14 protein-coding genes and 3 tRNA genes are annotated in these 13,928 nt (G+C 75.5%); 9 read left to right on the top strand and 8 right to left on the bottom strand.

Annotated features, from left to right (window positions below):
* The first annotated feature begins 147 nt into the window (after window positions 1–147).
* Complete coding sequence (locus J2S46_RS34040) at window positions 148–882, top strand: ABC transporter ATP-binding protein (protein WP_191290207.1); 735 nt, start codon at window positions 148–150, stop codon at window positions 880–882.
* Between the two features lie 164 nt (window positions 883–1,046).
* On the opposite strand, the gene J2S46_RS34035 is transcribed toward J2S46_RS34040, so the two are convergent.
* Both J2S46_RS34035 and J2S46_RS34030 read right to left on the bottom strand, forming a co-directional pair.
* Window positions 1,047–1,496: an SRPBCC family protein gene (locus J2S46_RS34035; RefSeq protein ID WP_191290206.1), complete on the bottom strand. Its 450-nt coding sequence runs from the start codon at window positions 1,494–1,496 to the stop codon at window positions 1,047–1,049.
* Window positions 1,497–1,548: 52 nt separating this feature from the next.
* Complete coding sequence (locus tag J2S46_RS34030; protein ID WP_191290205.1) at window positions 1,549–1,887, bottom strand: ArsR/SmtB family transcription factor; 339 nt, start codon at window positions 1,885–1,887, stop codon at window positions 1,549–1,551.
* A 120-nt stretch (window positions 1,888–2,007) separates the two neighbouring features.
* On the opposite strand from J2S46_RS34030, the gene J2S46_RS34025 reads away from it, so the two are divergent.
* The 4 genes from J2S46_RS34025 (at window position 2,008) to J2S46_RS34010 (ending at window position 3,339) form a co-directional block, all read left to right on the top strand.
* Entirely contained in the window at window positions 2,008–2,559 is a 552-nt protein-coding gene (locus tag J2S46_RS34025; protein ID WP_191290204.1) for a TIGR03086 family metal-binding protein, read from the top strand.
* Window positions 2,560–2,869: 310 nt separating this feature from the next.
* Window positions 2,870–2,942 (top strand) — tRNA-Gln (locus J2S46_RS34020).
* 4 nt (window positions 2,943–2,946) lie between these two features.
* Window positions 2,947–3,031, top strand: a tRNA-Ser gene (locus tag J2S46_RS34015).
* Between the two features lie 228 nt (window positions 3,032–3,259).
* Window positions 3,260–3,339 (top strand) — tRNA-Tyr (locus tag J2S46_RS34010).
* A gap of 97 nt (window positions 3,340–3,436) precedes the next feature.
* Here J2S46_RS34010 and J2S46_RS34005 read toward each other — a convergent pair.
* Complete coding sequence (locus J2S46_RS34005) at window positions 3,437–4,819, bottom strand: uracil-xanthine permease family protein (RefSeq protein WP_191290203.1); 1,383 nt, start codon at window positions 4,817–4,819, stop codon at window positions 3,437–3,439.
* A gap of 264 nt (window positions 4,820–5,083) precedes the next feature.
* Here J2S46_RS34005 and J2S46_RS34000 point away from each other — a divergent pair, with 264 nt between their 5' ends.
* Window positions 5,084–5,995, top strand: a complete 912-nt coding sequence (locus J2S46_RS34000) for an aminoglycoside phosphotransferase family protein (RefSeq protein ID WP_191290202.1) — start codon at window positions 5,084–5,086, stop codon at window positions 5,993–5,995.
* A gap of 68 nt (window positions 5,996–6,063) precedes the next feature.
* On the opposite strand, the gene J2S46_RS33995 is transcribed toward J2S46_RS34000, so the two are convergent.
* The 3 genes from J2S46_RS33995 to J2S46_RS33985 form a co-directional block, all read right to left on the bottom strand.
* Window positions 6,064–7,137 carry an S-adenosylmethionine:tRNA ribosyltransferase-isomerase gene (locus J2S46_RS33995; RefSeq protein ID WP_191290201.1) on the bottom strand — a complete coding sequence of 358 codons (1,074 nt, stop codon included), beginning with the start codon at window positions 7,135–7,137 and terminating at the stop codon, window positions 6,064–6,066.
* Window positions 7,134–8,054 carry an SDR family NAD(P)-dependent oxidoreductase gene (locus tag J2S46_RS33990; protein ID WP_191290200.1) on the bottom strand — a complete coding sequence of 307 codons (921 nt, stop codon included), beginning with the start codon at window positions 8,052–8,054 and terminating at the stop codon, window positions 7,134–7,136. Before J2S46_RS33990 ends, J2S46_RS33995 begins: the two co-directional genes overlap by 4 nt.
* 83 nt (window positions 8,055–8,137) lie before the next feature.
* On the bottom strand, window positions 8,138–9,151 hold the full coding sequence (locus J2S46_RS33985; protein ID WP_191290199.1) for a LysR family transcriptional regulator: 1,014 nt from the start codon (window positions 9,149–9,151) through the stop codon (window positions 8,138–8,140).
* A gap of 119 nt (window positions 9,152–9,270) precedes the next feature.
* On the opposite strand from J2S46_RS33985, the gene J2S46_RS33980 reads away from it, so the two are divergent.
* Together J2S46_RS33980 and J2S46_RS33975 are read left to right on the top strand one after the other, a co-directional pair.
* Complete coding sequence (locus J2S46_RS33980; RefSeq protein ID WP_191290198.1) at window positions 9,271–10,191, top strand: zinc-binding dehydrogenase; 921 nt, start codon at window positions 9,271–9,273, stop codon at window positions 10,189–10,191.
* A gap of 100 nt (window positions 10,192–10,291) precedes the next feature.
* On the top strand, window positions 10,292–10,747 hold the full coding sequence (locus J2S46_RS33975; RefSeq protein ID WP_191290197.1) for a nuclear transport factor 2 family protein: 456 nt from the start codon (window positions 10,292–10,294) through the stop codon (window positions 10,745–10,747).
* 46 nt (window positions 10,748–10,793) lie between these two features.
* Here the strand turns inward: J2S46_RS33975 and J2S46_RS33970 are convergent, their stop codons facing one another.
* A complete protein-coding gene (locus J2S46_RS33970; RefSeq protein WP_191290196.1) occupies window positions 10,794–11,735 on the bottom strand; it encodes a pseudouridine synthase in 942 nt (313 codons plus the stop codon).
* Between the two features lie 191 nt (window positions 11,736–11,926).
* Here J2S46_RS33970 and J2S46_RS33965 point away from each other — a divergent pair, with 191 nt between their 5' ends.
* A complete protein-coding gene (locus J2S46_RS33965; protein WP_191290195.1) occupies window positions 11,927–13,018 on the top strand; it encodes a PP2C family protein-serine/threonine phosphatase in 1,092 nt (363 codons plus the stop codon).
* Window positions 13,019–13,069: 51 nt separating this feature from the next.
* On the opposite strand, the gene J2S46_RS33960 is transcribed toward J2S46_RS33965, so the two are convergent.
* Window positions 13,070–13,888: a DUF1295 domain-containing protein gene (locus tag J2S46_RS33960; RefSeq protein ID WP_370882277.1), complete on the bottom strand. Its 819-nt coding sequence runs from the start codon at window positions 13,886–13,888 to the stop codon at window positions 13,070–13,072.
* Window positions 13,889–13,928 lie beyond the last annotated feature (40 nt).

Genomic DNA, 13,928 nt, shown 5'->3' with positions numbered 1-13,928 from the left:
CCGGTTGCTAGACACCGGATAGCGGACGATCCTGTCAGATTCGATCATCGTATGGAAGGGTCTTGCGCAATTCGCGCAAAGGATGAGCAAATTCAAACCCTCACGAACAACGACCGGCCTACGGGCCGAACCCCGGGGGGACTCAGCATGAGCCAGCGAGCGGCGAGCACACCGGCGGCCGCACCGACGGTCGCACCGGCACCCATGGTGCAGGTGGAGGATCTGCGGCGGAGCTTCGGCAGCGGGCCGCAGGCCGTGCACGCCCTGCGCGGGGTCAGCTTCTCCGCCGCCCGCGGCGAACTCACCGCGCTCAAGGGCAGGTCGGGCTCCGGCAAGACCACCCTGCTCAACCTGGTGGGCGGTCTGGACGCTCCGACCGGCGGGCGGGTCGAGCTGGAGGGCGTCGACCTGGCCGGGCTGGACGAGGACGGCCGGCTCGCGCTGCGCCGGGACCGGATCGGCTTCGTGTTCCAGTCCTTCGGCCTGATCCCCGTGCTCACCGCCGCCGAGAACGTCGGCGTCCCGATGCGCCTGCGCAAGCTGCCGGCCAAGCAGCGCGAGGAGCGGGCCCACACCCTGCTGGCCCTGGTCGGCCTGGCCGACCACGCCGGACGGCGACCGGGCGAGCTCTCCGGCGGCCAGCAGCAACGCGTCGCCATCGCCCGGGCCTTGGCCAACGAACCCGCCCTGATCATCGCGGACGAGCCGACCGGCCAGTTGGACTCCGAGACCGGCCGCTCGGTGATGGAGCTGCTCCGCGCGGTGGTCCGCAGCGAGGGCGTCACGGCCTTGGTCGCCACCCACGACCCGGCTCTGATGGAACTGGCCGACCGGGTGGTGGAACTGCGCGACGGCCGGACGGCCGAGCAGGCCGCCGGGTAGCGGTCGCGGTGGCGGGCGACCGGGCCGGTCCGTCAGCCGGAGGTGACGACCGGGCGGGGGCCGCCGTGCCCGGCGGCCCCCGCATCCGGTGCGGCCTGCGCCCGGCCGAGGGGACGGGGGTCACCTCGGGCCCGGAGGGACGGGGGCGGGGCCCGGCCGGACGGTCAGACGTGGGTGTTCTCCGACCAGCTGTCGACCCCCGGGTCGCCGCCCTCGGCGAGGACCACCAGCCGGTCCAGGTAGTGCACCCAGCCCTCGTGGTGCGGAACGCAGGCCTCCGGCGGCAGGTCGCGGTGGACCAGCCGGACCCAGGTGCCCTCGCCCTCGGGTTCGAGGGTGATCTCGACCGTGCTGGAGCCGGGCGGCACGGGCATCCCGCCGCTCTCCCAGCCCCAGGTGAACACCACCCGCTTCGGCGGGTCGATCTCCACGAAGTGGCCGGCCGCGTGGTTCTCGGCGGCCACGTGGGTGCGGTAGGCACCGCCCGGGGTGAACGCGAAGTCGCCGTCCTTGCCCATCCAGGACAACCAGCGGTCTCGGTCGGCGAAGAAGGAGAACACCGTTTCGGGCCGGGCGGCGATCCGCCGCTCCACGGTCACCACGGGGTCGCTCATGGCTGGGGTCCTTCCCTTCGGCCCGGGTGGGCCGGTTCGGCCCGGCGGTCCGCTAGCGGGCCCGCTCGGCGCGTTCGGCGTCTTCCGCGCCCTCGGCCCGCTCCGCCCGCTCGGCGAGTTCGGCCAGGGCGTCCAGTCTGTCGGCCCACATCGTCTGCAGGTACGTGGCCAGCGGACCCATCGCGTCCCGGTCGGCCCGGTAGTAGCGCCTGCGGCCCTCCTGGCGCAGCGTAACCAGCCCGGCGTCACGGAGCACCTTCAGATGCTGCGAGACGGCGCCGAACGTGACGTCGAACCGCTCGGCGATCTCGCCGGCGGACAGCTCCTCGTCCCAGATCAGCCACAGGATCGCGCGCCGTCTGGGTTCGGCGACCACGCGCACCGCATCCATAGGGACATTTTAGTCACGGCTTCAGCTTGCGGCGGGCAGGGCATCGTTTTAGCCTTGACTTAAACGAACGGGCCCCTCGCCCCGGGGCCGCACCACCCCTCTCCCGCAAGGACCGTCGCCATGCGCACCGCACTGAGCGAACTCGCCACCTTGTTCGCCGCCACCGCCGACCGGATCACCCCCGACCAGCTCGACCGCCGCACCCCCTGCCCGGACTACTCCGTCGGCGACCTGCTGGCCCACCTGGGCGGCGTCCTGCCCGACTCGGAGCGGGCCGCCCGCAAGGAGCCCCGCCCCGCCGAGCCCGCCCCGCCGCTGACCGAACCGGCCGCCGTCGCCCGCTCGGCCGAGCGGGCCGTCGCCGCCTGGCTCGCCCCCGACGCACTCTCCGGCACCACCGAATTCGGCCCCGGCACCCTGCCGGCCGAGGTCGCCGCAGCCATCACCATCCAGGAACTCGCCCTGCACGGATGGGACTTGGCCCAGGGCGCCGGCCTCGACCATCCGGTCGGCGAGCACACCGCGAAGATCGTCCTCGGCGTGGTCGAGCAGCTCGCCGAACAGGCCCGCGCCAACGGCTCGTACGGGCCTGCGGTCGATGTCCCGGCCGACGCCGACCCGTTCGACCGCGCCCTCGGCGCCAGCGGACGCACCCCGGTCCGGCGCTCCTGACCGGCCCGCCCGCCGGCACGGGCGATAGCCGCGGAGCCACGTTGCGCCGGCGGCCCGGGCCGGGGCCCCGGGCCGCGAAGCTCCCGGTAAATGTCTTGCCCGCCTCGGTGTCCCTGCTGCAGAGTAGGCGCATCGCCGCCCAGCAACGCAGGAAGGAACGCATCATGCCCACCACCACCGGTGTCCGGTCGTATCAGCGTTCCTCAAGTTCCCAGCGCAGTTCGGGACTTCTCCCCGCACGGTGACCGGCCGACAGCCGAGCCGCCCCGGGGATTCCCCGCGAGGGCGGCTTCTTCCTGTCGCCCTCCCGTGCCGGATGGTGCAACTGGCAGCACGCCTGACTCTGATTCAGGAGATTCGAGGTTCGAATCCTCGTCCGGCAGCGTTGGAGAGTTGGCCGAGTGGCAAGGCAACGGCTTGCTGAGCCGTGGTCGGGTGCAAGCCCGCGCGCGTTCGATCCGCGCACTCTCCGCGCGGTGAAGTCACGTCCGCGATTCCTGGAACCTTGACCGGATTCGTGGATCAAGCACCAGCAGGGCGTGACTCCACACCGAAGAAGGAAGAATGAAAGGCTGTCCTAAGGACGGCACTTCACAGTTCCCGGAGGAACGGACCGGCCGTGCGCAGCCACGGCCGCGCCCGTCCCGGGGGCCGCCCGGTACGCGCAGACGTCCCGGGCGGCCCCCCGCCCCTCCGTCCGGGGTGAGCTGGGCACTGGTGAGCCCAAGGGCCTGTAAAGCCCCCGCTTCGGCTGTGACGGTTCGACTCCGTCCTCGCCCACCTCCGTCTTCCCCCCACCGATCCCGACCGGTGCGGGGGTAGACCCTCAGACAGCCGCGGTGCGAACTCCGCGCAGGCGTCCCGCGTGGCCGGTGCCTCAGCGGCCGGCGCCGTCGTCGTACTCGGCGGCCCCGGCGTCCAGCGAGGCGGCCTGCGGGTGCTTCATGTGGGCGGGGGCCGCCAGGCGCAGGCCGTGGTAGCCGAGGACGACGATCAGGGTGCCCAGGGCGATGCCGCCGAGCTCGAAGGTGTCGGTGAACCTGAGGATGACCCCGCCGATGCCGACGATCACCCCGGCCGCGACCGGGACGAGGTGCAGGGGGTTGGTCAGGTCGACCCGGTTGTGGATCCAGATCTGGGCGCCGAGCAGGCCGATCATGCCGTACAGGACGACGGTGATCCCGCCCAGCACCCCGCCCGGGATCGCGGCCACCACGGCGCCGAACTTGGGGCAGAGGCCGAAGAGGATCGCGAAGCCGGCCGCGCACCAGTAGGCGGCCGTGGAGTACACCCGGGTCGCGGCCATCACGCCGATGTTCTCCGCGTAGGTGGTGGTGGCCGGGCCGCCGACGGCGGTGGACATCATGGTGGCGGCCCCGTCGGCCATCACGGCCTGGCCGAGACTGTCGTCCAGCGGGTCGCCGGTCATCTCGCCGACAGCCTTGACGTGGCCGGCGTTCTCCGCGATCAGGGCCACCACCACGGGCAGCGCGACCAGGATCGCCGAGGCGGAGAAGCTCGGGCCGTGCAGGGCGGGGAACCCGATCCAGTCCGCCGTCCCGACCCCCGACAGGTCCAGGCGCCAGTGGTCGGTCACCGCGCCGGAGCCGTCGGCGGAGTGGATCCGGCCGAAGATCCGGTCGAACAGCCAGGAGACCGCGTAGCCGAAGAGCAGTCCGAGGAAGATCGCGATCCGGGACCAGAAGCCCCGCAGGACGACCAGCGCCAGCCCGGTGAAGGTCATGGTCAGCAGGGCCGTCCACTGGTCCTGCGGCCAGTAGCTGCCGGCCGCGACGGGCGCGAGGTTGAAGCCGATCAGCATGACCACGGCGCCGGTCACCACCGGGGGCAGCACCGCGTGGATCACCCGGGCGCCCGCGGCCCGCACCACCGCGCCGCAGGCCGTCAGGACGGCGCCGACCACCAGCAGGGCGCCGGTCAGGGTCGCCGAGTCGCCGCCCTGGGCACGGATCACGGCGGCCACCCCGACGAAGGAGAGGCTGCTGCCCAGGTAGGACGGGATCCGGCCGCCCGTCGCCAGCAGGAAGAAGATCGTCGCGACGCCCGACACCAGCACCGCGAGGTTCGGGTCCAGGCCCATCAGGACGGGCGCCACGAAGGTGGCCCCGAACATCGCCACCACGTGCTGCGCGCCGAGGCCGACCGTCCGGCCCCAGGTCAGCCGTTCGTCGGGCTTGACGACCTCCCCCACGGCGGGGTTGCGCCCGTCACCGTGCAGCTTCCACCCGAAGCGGCCCATCGACACTCCTCGCGCTCGGCGTCCGCGGCAGACACAGGTGATCAGGAGCCGATCACAGCCGCCTCCCGGGCACCAGCGGGGACGACCGTTCGTGCGAGGACGGGCGGCCGGCCCACGGTGGGCGGAGAAGGCCGGGAGGCCCCGGCCCTGCGCGGCGCGAGGTGTGGCCCGGCCGCGCCCCCGGGGGTGCCCGGGACGGCCGGGAGCCGCCGGCCCCGGCGGAATTCGATTGCGGCCCGGCGGGCCGGCGGACAGGATCGCGGGATGGTCGGGAGCCGCTACAAGGACGGTCGTGCCGGGATCGACGCGGAGCTGGTGCGGCGGCTGATCCGCGCCCAGTTCCCGCAGTGGGGTGACCTGCCGGTGCGGCCGGTCGCCGTCGACGGGTGGGACAACCGCACCTACCGCCTCGGGGACGCGATGACGGTGCGGCTGCCCACCGCCGCGGGCTACGCCCCCGCCGTCGACAAGGAGAGCCGGTGGCTGCCGGTGCTGGCGCCGTCCCTGCCGGTGCCGGTGCCCCGGATCCTGGGGCAGGGGGTGCCGGGCGAGGGGTACCCGTTCAGCTGGTCGGTCCGCGGCTGGCTGGAGGGCGAGAGCGCCGACCGCGGACCGGTCGACGACCTGCCGCGGTTCGCCGTCTCGGTCGCCGGGTTCCTCCTCGCCCTGCAGCGGATCGACGCGGCCGACGGGCCGTCCGCCGGGGCGCACAGCTTCCACCGGGGTACGCCGCCGGCGTTCTACGACGGGGAGACCCGGGCCGCCCTCGCCGCCCTGTCCGGCCTGCTCGACACCGGGCGGGCCGCGGCCGTCTGGCAGGCCGCGCTGGCGGCGGGGTGGCAGGGCTCGCCGGTCTGGTTCCACGGCGACATCGCGAGCGGCAACCTGCTGGTCAGGGACGGGAAGCTGGCCGCGGTGATCGACTTCGGGACGTCCGGGGTGGGCGACCCCGCCTGCGATCTGGTGATCGCCTGGACGATGTTCTCGGGCGAGAGCCGGGAGGCGTTCCGGACCGCTGTCGGCCAGGACGCCGCGATGTGGGCGCGGGCCCGCGGGTGGGCCCTGTGGAAGGCCCTGATCTGCCTGGTGGAGTTCCTCGACCGCGATCCGCGGACGGCCGCCGAGCACCGCCGGGTGATCGGTGAGGTCCTGGCCGACCACGACCTGGCCGGCTGATCCACCGCCCGGGTCCGGGTCCTGGGCCGTGGTCCGGGACGCGGACACGGCCCGCCCCGGGCTTCGGCTCAGTCCGGCAGCAGGAGGTTCACGTCGCCGAACTCGTGCCAGAGGTACCGGTGTTCGATCGCCTCCGCGTAGCAGCGTTCCAGCAGTGCGTGGCCGGCCACCGCCTCCAGCATCAGCAGGTGGGAGGCCTGCGGCTCGTGCCAGCCGGTGAGCAGGCCGTCCACGGCGCGGACACCCCGCTCCGGGGTGATCACCAACTCGGTCCAGCCGTCGGCCTCCCGGACCACGCCGTCCGGGTCGGTGGCCGACTCCAGGGCCCGGACCACGGTGGTGCCGACCGCGATCACCCGGCCGCCGCCGGCCCGGACATGCCCGGTCAGCGCGGCGGTGGTGGCGGGGACGGTGAACCGTTCGGCGTACGGCGCTTCGTGGGCCTCGGGCGAGGCGACCCCGGTGTGCAGGGTGACCGGCGCGACCAGGACGCCCCGGCCGGCCAGCCGGGCCACCGTCCCGGCGGTGAACGGCCTCGCCGCACTGGGCATTTCACTGCTGCCCGGTACGGTCGCGAAGACCGTCTGGTAGGCCTCGACCGGCCAGTCCCGGTCCACGTAGCCGTAGCGCACCGCCCGGCCGTACCGTGCCAGGTAGGCCGGCAGCGCTGCGGGCAGGGTGAGCCGGGCGTGCCACAGCCGGGCGGTGAACGCCTCGCCCAGCTCGGCGCCGGCGCCGCCGGGCAGCGCGATCCGCAGCCCCGCCCGGGCCGGGCCGGCCTCCGGCGGGTAGTAGCCGGCGGCGGCGCCCGGTACGTCGGGGGCGCTGCGCAGTTCGACCAGGTGCGTGCCGAGCGGGCCGGGCTCGGCGGAGGACAGGTGCAGGGCGACGGCGGTGCCGTCGGGGAGGCGGCCGGTCAGCGCGGCGGGCAGGGTGGCGGAGTTGTTGACCACCAGCAGGTCGCCGGCCCGCAGCACCTGCGGCAGGTCGGTGAAGCGGTGGTGCTCGACCGCCCGGCTGCCCCGGTGGCCCACCAGCATCCGGACGCCGTCCCGGCCGACCCCCCGGGCCTCGGCCGGGGCCCGGGCGGAGAGTTCGGGCGGGACGGTGAAGTCGAAGCGGCTGCCGAGGGCTGCGCTCATCGGTGCTCCTCGTCGGTGGTGGAGGTGGAGGTGGTGGAGGTGGAGGTGGAGGTGGCGCTGGGGGCTGCGGACTCGGCGCCGGGGGCGGCGAGCAGGTCGGCGGCGCGGTACCGGCCGGAGGCGGGGCGCTCGCGCAGCAGGGCGAGGAAGGCGGGGACGACGGTGTGCGGCAGCGGCCGGTCCGAGATGTCCTCGCCGGGGAACGCCTCCTGGTGCATCCGGGTGCGCATGTCTCCCGGGTCGACGGCCCAGACCCGCAGCTGCGGCTCCTCGGCCGCCAGCACCGCCGAGGCGTGGTCGAGCGCGGCCTTGGAGGCGCCGTAGCCGCCCCAGCCCTCGTACGCCTCCACGGCCGCGTCCGAGCTGAGGTTGAGCACCGCGCCCGCGTGCTCGCGCAGCTGGGGCAGGACGAGTTGGGTAAGGGCGAGCGGCCCGAGGACGTTCACCTCGAAGGTCTCCAGCAGCCCGGTCAGCGGGAAGTCCGCGAGCCTCGGCAGCGCGGCCCCGGCCAGGTCGTGACCGGTCAGCGTGGAGGCGTTGTTGATCAGCAGCTCGGCCCCGCCGAGAGCGGCGGCGGCCTCGGCCAGCCGCTCCCGGTGGTCGTCGTCGACCACCGACCCGGCCAGCGCCACGACCTTGGTGACGGCGGCCAGTTCGGCCTCGACGGCGGCGAGTTCGGCCGCGTTGCGGGCGGTCAGCACGAGCTGCCGGCCCTCGGCGGCCAGGGCCCGGGCCAGCTCCAGGCCCAGTCCGCGGGAGGCCCCGGTGATCAGGACCACCCGGGGGCCGGGACCGGAAGCGGGACCGGAAGCGGGCTCGGGGGCAGGCCCGGTGGCGAGCTCGGGGCCAGGCCCGGTCGCGGCGGTCGGGCGGGTGCCGGCGGAGGTCTGCGCGGGCGGTGTCTGCGATGCGTTCATGGCACAACTGTCGCTCCGCGAGGGCGTGCTGCGGATCGGCCGCCGGCCGGTCGGCTGCTTGGTCCCTTGGGCCTAGGCCGGACCTAGGCCACGGCGGCAGGGCCCCTCGGGCCCGGCGGACGCGGCGGTCGGAGTGCCCGGGCCTGCTCCTGGTCCGCCTCCGGGAGCCAGTCGCGCTCGGGCCGGTACTCCAGCCAGCGCCGGCGGCGGCCGGCCTCCGCGCAGGCGCGCAGCAACGCGTCCACGGCCGGGGCCGGCCGGCCCGACGGCCGGAGCAGCGACCAGGCGTACAGCGGGGTCGGGTCGACCAGTGGCACCGCGACCAGGCCCGAGCCGTCCGGGAGCGGGACTTCGGCGGGGAAGAGCGTGAAGCCGCCCGGGGTCGAGCGGATCCGGGACAGCAGGTGGCCGAAGCCCAGGTTGGCCTCGCCCGGGACCACCGGCACGGCGAACTCCTCGGCGAACCGCCGTGCGAAGTCGAGCCGTTCGGCGGCCGCGGGCAGCACCAGCCGGCCTTGCGCCAGTTGGTCCGGGCGCAGCGCGGGGCGGTGCGCCAGCGGGTGGTCGGCGGCCATGATCGCGTCGACCGGCTCCAGCCGGACCAACCGGTGGGCGAGCGACTCGTCCCGGCCGTCGCCGAACGGGTGGTACCGGCCGAACCCGGCGTCGCTGTCGCCACGCAGCAGGGCCGCCGCGACGGCCGGCAGATCCCGGGCGGGGCCGACCTCGGCGTGCACGGCGGCGGACGCCGGGTCGTCCAGGACTTCCCGGAGGGTGCGCAGCGGGGCGAACAGGTGGCCCCAGACGTCCAGCCGGACGGGCCGCTCCTCCCGGCGGACGGCGACGACGGCGGCCTCGCCGGCGGCGAGCAGGGCCCGGGCCGGGCCGAGCAGGCGCAGGCCGGCCGGGGTGAGGGCGACCCCGGCCGGGCCGCGCTCGAAGAGCAGGGCGCCGAGGCCCTCCTCCAGCCGGGCGATCCGCTTGGACAGTGCCTGCTGGGTCAGCGCGAGCTGCTGCGCCGCGCGGCCGAAGTGCAGGTGGTCGGCGGTCTGCACGAAGGCGCGCACCTGGGCAAGGTCAAGATCCACGCCCGTCATCCTGGCCCACAACCGACGGTTGTCACCACCGCCGTCCGGTTGTTGGACCGGCTGCGCGGCCCGGCGGTTTGCTGGTGTCCGGCCGGGGAGCACCGGCCGCGACGGCGAGGAGCAGGGTGATGAAGGCATTTGTGGCGACCGGGGATCCGGCGGCGGCGCTCCGGCGTACGGAGGTCGCGGAGCCGGTGCAGAGGCCCGGCGAGGTGCTGGTGAAGGTGGACGCGTTCTCGGTGAACCGGGGCGAGATCTTCCAGCTGGAGGGTGCGGCGGGCGGCGCCCGGCCGGGCAAGGACGTGGCCGGCCTGGTGGTCCAGGCGGCGCCGGACGGCACCGGACCCGCGGTCGGGCAGCGGGTGGTCGGCCACCCGGCGGGCGGCGGCTGGGCCGAGTTCGTGGCGGTGCCGGCCGGCTCGCTGGCCGTGCTGCCGCGCTCGGTCCCGGCGGTGCGGGCCGCCGCGCTGCCGCTGGCGGGCCTGACGGCGCTGCGGCTGCTGCGGACGGCGGGGTCGGTGACCGGCCGGCGGATCCTGCTCACGGGGGCGTCCGGCGGGGTGGGGCACTACGTCACGGAGCTGGCCGCGGCGGCCGGCGCCTCGGTCACGGCGGTCACCGCCTCGGCCGAACGCGGCGAGCGGCTGGCCGAGTTGGGCGCCGCCTCGGTGGTCCGCGGGGTCGAGGAGGCGGAGGGCGTCTTCGACCTGGTGCTGGAGTCGACCGGCGGGAAGAACCTCCCGCTCGCACTGTCCCGGCTGGCGCCGCGCGGCGAGCTGGTCTGGTTCGGCCAGGCGAGCCGGGAGCCGGCCGTACTGGACTTCTTCGGCTTCTTCGCGGGCCCGGTCTCGGCCACCGTCCGGCACTTCAGCTACGCCGACCACGACGGGCCCGACGCCCCGGACCTGGCGACCCTGGTCCGGCTGGTCGCGGAGGACCGTCTGCACCCCGAGATCGGGCTGACCGAGGACTGGCTGCGCACCCCGGAGGTCCTGGTCGACCTGCGGGAGCGCCGGATCCGCGGCAACGCCGTCCTCACGCTCTCCTGAGCCGGACCGGACCTCGCCGCCGCGCCACCGAGCAGCACCAGGCAGCACCGAGCAGCACCGACCGACCGCACCTCGCCGACGAACCCGAGGAGACACCGACATGACCAGCACCGCCCCCGGCACGCCCGAGCCGGGCACCGACCCGGCCGACCCCCGTACCGTCGTCGTGCGCTACGTCGACGCGGTCGCCAGGGGTGACCTGGAGGCCGTCCGCGCCAGCTTCGCGCCCGACGCCACCTGGACGTACCCGGGCGACGTCCCGCTGACCGGCGTGTACCGCGGCCGGGACACCATCGTGGACGAGTTCCTGCTGGGGGCGGGCGTGCTGTTCGCGCCCGGCGGCGCCCCGGCCGTGACGCTCACCAACGTGATTGCCGACGGCGGGCAGGTGGTGGCCGAGTGGACGTCCAAGGGCCTGGCCGCGACCGGTCGGGTCTACGACAACGCCTGCCTGGGGGTCTTCACCGTGGCGGACGGCCTGATCACCTCGGTCCGGGAGTACGCCGACACCCAGCACGTGGAGCGGAGCCTGTTCGGCGGCCCGCAGCCGGGCTGAGTCCGGCTGCGGGCCGGGCACGACGGGGCCGGTCCGCGGGCGCCGGTCAGCCGGCCGGCGGGCCCGCGGGCGGCTCGGCAGCGAGCCGGCGACGGCTCTCGAAGCGGCGCCGCTCCCCGGTCATCGGGTCGGTGAACTCCAGGATCGCCGCCAGCAGTTGGAGCGGCCGGCTGAAGTCGTCGGGGGCCGGTTCGGCCAGCAGCACCGGGTACACCGGGTCACCCAGGATCGGGATGCCGAGGCCGCTCATGTGCAGGCGGAGCTGATGGGTGCGCCCGGTGCTCGGGCTGAGCCGGTAGCGGCCGATCCCGTCGGCGTGCCCGGCCAGCTCGATCAGGCTCTCGCTGTTCGGCGGGCCGGCCACCTCCTGCGCGGCGATCACCCCGCGCTCCTTGACGATCCGGCTGCGCACCGTCCGCGGGAGTTCCAGGCCGGCTACGTACGGCGCCAGCGCCCGGTACTCCTTGCGGACCAGCCGGTCACGGAAGAGGTTCTGGTACGCGGCCCGCTCGCCGGGCCGCACCACGAACATGGCCAGCCCGGCGGTGAGCCGGTCCAGCCGGTGCGCGGGGCTGAGGGCGGGCAGGCCCAGCTCGTGCCGCAGCCGGGACAGTGCCGTCTGGGTGACGTGCCGGCCCCGGGGGGTGGTGGCCAGGAAGTGCGGCTTGTCGACGATCACCAGGTGCTCGTCCCGGTGCAGCACGTCCACCGCGAAGGGGACGGTCACCTCCTCGGGCAGGTCCCGGTGGAACCACAGGTGGGCGCCGGGCACGAAGGCCGCGTCCGGGGCGACCGGGCCGTCCGGGCCGTGGATCTCCCCGCCGTGCAGCATCGCGTCGATCCTGGCCGGGTCGACGGCGGGCAGCCGGTGGGCCAGGTAGGCGCGCAGGGTGGCCCAGTCGCCGTCGCCGGGCAGCCTCAGCCGTACGGGGTCGACGCCGTGGCGCTGCGGGAGCGGGGCGGGCGGTGTCACGGTCTTGCGTCTCATCGCCGCTCAGCCTAGACGCCCGCGGTCGGCCCTGGTCGCCCACCCCGGTCCCGGGCGCGCGCCCCCCGGCCGTGCGGTCCGGCGTGGCCGCCCGGCCGCGCCCGGTGGAGAGTGGACGGTGGAAGGTGGACGGCGGCGGGAGAGCCCGGTGCCGCGCCCGCCCCCACCGCCGCGCCCGGAGGAGTGATGCCTTGACCAGCGGCGCCCGCAAGGACGTGACGCTCCCGCCGGCCCAGCTGCCCCGGCGGGCCCGGCGGCTGCTCACGGCCGCGTACCTGCTGCTGGTCGCCGCGGTCGTCACCGACGCGCTGTCCGGGCCCGGCACCACGGTCTCGCCCGTGCTGGCGGCGGTGCCGGTGCTGGCCGGCGCGAGCACCCGGGCGGCCCGGGTGCCGCTGATGGCCGGCCTCGCCGCCGTCCTCTCGGTCGGACTGCTGGCGGTCACCAACCGCGGCATCTCGGCCTCGGTGCACGTCACGGCACTGATCGCGGTGGTGGCCGCGACCCTGGCCAGCGTGGCCAACGTCGTCCTGGTGACGTCCCGCGAACGGGAGCTGCTGCAGGTCAGGACGGTCTCCGAGGCGGCCCAGCGGGCCCTGCTGCGCCCGCCCCCCAGACAGGTGGGGCGGGTTCGGATCGCCGTCCGCTACGCCGCCGCGGCGGCCGAGGCCCGGATCGGCGGCGACCTCTACGACGTGGTGGAGACCTCGCACGGCCTGCGGATCATCCTCGGCGACGTGCAGGGCAGCGGGCTGGGCGTGGTGGAGACGGCGGCCGACGTGCTGGGGGTCTTCCGGGACGCGGCCCGGACCGAGCCGGAGCTGACCGGGCTGGCCGGCCGGCTGGACTCCGCGCTGGCCCGCCGCCCGGCCGACGGGCGGTTCGTGACCGCGCTGCTGGCCGGCGTCCCGGCCCGGCCCGGCCCGGTCGAGCTGGTCAACTGCGGCCACCCGCACCCGATGCTGCGGCGGGCCGGTGTGGTGACCGAGCTGGAGCCGCCCGAGCACGCCCCGCCGCTGGCCCTGCTGGACCTGGCCGGCGGCCGGTACCGGGCCGGCCTGTTCGACCCGCGCCCGGGCGACCTGCTGCTGATGTACACCGACGGCGTCTCGGAGGCGCGGGACGCCGGGGGCAGGTTCTACCCGCTGGCCGAGCGGCTCGCCGCGCTGCCCGCCGAGGACCCGGACGAGGTGCTGGAGGCCCTGCTGGCCGACGTCCGGAACCACACCCGGACGGGGCTGGACGACGACGCGGCGTTGCTGGCGCTGCGCTGGACGCACTGAGCCCGAGCGGAGGCACCGCACCCGGCCGGGCGCAACCGCCGCCGGGGCGCCTCAGCCCGCGCCCCGCCGCCGCCGGGGCGGCAGCGGGACGAAGCCGCTGGTCCGCGCCACGTACTCGGCCCAGCCGGGCTTGGTGCCGCTCAGCTGGCGCTCCAGCATCGGCTTGCCGCTGCCGTTGACCAGCAGGTACGTCATCAGCAGCGGGCTCAGCAGGGTGGCCCACCCGATCGGCGCGTCGGCCGCCAGCAGGAACAGGCCCCACCAGACGCAGGCGTCGCCGAAGTAGTTCGGGTGCCTGGTGTAGCGCCACAACCCCCGGTCCATCACCCGGCCGCGGTTGGCCGGGTCGGCCTTGAACCGGGTCAGCTGGGCGTCACCGACCGCTTCGAAGAACAGGCCGACGGCCCAGAGCCCGGCGCCGGCCCAGGCGAGCGGGCCGGGCGGGCGCGGCAGTTGCTGGGCCACCTGCACCGGCAGCGAGACGAACCAGAGGATGCCCGCCTGGAGCAGGTAGACGATCCGCAGCGCGTACGCCGTCCGGCGCCCGCCCGGGGCCTTGGCGAGCATCCGGTCGTAGCGCGGGTCCTCCGCCGCGCCGCGCGAGCGCCACCAGATGTGGGCGGACAGCCGCAGGCCCCAGACCAGCACCAGCCCGGTCGCCAGCAGCCGGCGCCCCGGGTCGCCGTGCCCGGCGGAGACGGCGTACCCGGTGAGCGCGACGGCCGCGAAGGCCAGCCCCCAAGCCACGTCCACGCCCCGGTGGCGGCCGCTCCGCACGCCGACGGCGAAGGCGGCCAGCATCACGGCCAGCGCCGCGCCGAGGGTGGCCGCGAGGCTGGTCAGCAGCGCGCCCGCGTCCACGCCGCTCACGGCCGCCCCCGCCCGTCCGCCCGCACCGGGGCCGCTGTCG

The organism is Kitasatospora herbaricolor (genome assembly GCF_030813695.1).
Classification (GTDB): domain Bacteria; phylum Actinomycetota; class Actinomycetes; order Streptomycetales; family Streptomycetaceae; genus Kitasatospora; species Kitasatospora herbaricolor.
This window is presented reverse-complemented; position numbering and strand designations above follow the sequence as displayed.

Coding starts and splice junctions, on each gene's coding strand:
- J2S46_RS33990 (WP_191290200.1), bottom strand. CDS start 8,054: ATGAACGCATCGCAGACACCGCCCGCGCAGACCTCCGCCGGCACCCGC.
- J2S46_RS34035 (WP_191290206.1), bottom strand. CDS start 1,496: ATGAGCGACCCCGTGGTGACCGTGGAGCGGCGGATCGCCGCCCGGCCC.
- J2S46_RS33985 (WP_191290199.1), bottom strand. CDS start 9,151: ATGACGGGCGTGGATCTTGACCTTGCCCAGGTGCGCGCCTTCGTGCAG.
- J2S46_RS34000 (WP_191290202.1), top strand. CDS start 5,084: ATGGTCGGGAGCCGCTACAAGGACGGTCGTGCCGGGATCGACGCGGAG.
- J2S46_RS33980 (WP_191290198.1), top strand. CDS start 9,271: ATGAAGGCATTTGTGGCGACCGGGGATCCGGCGGCGGCGCTCCGGCGT.
- J2S46_RS34030 (WP_191290205.1), bottom strand. CDS start 1,887: ATGGATGCGGTGCGCGTGGTCGCCGAACCCAGACGGCGCGCGATCCTG.
- J2S46_RS34025 (WP_191290204.1), top strand. CDS start 2,008: ATGCGCACCGCACTGAGCGAACTCGCCACCTTGTTCGCCGCCACCGCC.
- J2S46_RS34005 (WP_191290203.1), bottom strand. CDS start 4,819: ATGGGCCGCTTCGGGTGGAAGCTGCACGGTGACGGGCGCAACCCCGCC.
- J2S46_RS33970 (WP_191290196.1), bottom strand. CDS start 11,735: ATGAGACGCAAGACCGTGACACCGCCCGCCCCGCTCCCGCAGCGCCAC.
- J2S46_RS33975 (WP_191290197.1), top strand. CDS start 10,292: ATGACCAGCACCGCCCCCGGCACGCCCGAGCCGGGCACCGACCCGGCC.
- J2S46_RS33995 (WP_191290201.1), bottom strand. CDS start 7,137: ATGAGCGCAGCCCTCGGCAGCCGCTTCGACTTCACCGTCCCGCCCGAA.
- J2S46_RS34040 (WP_191290207.1), top strand. CDS start 148: ATGAGCCAGCGAGCGGCGAGCACACCGGCGGCCGCACCGACGGTCGCA.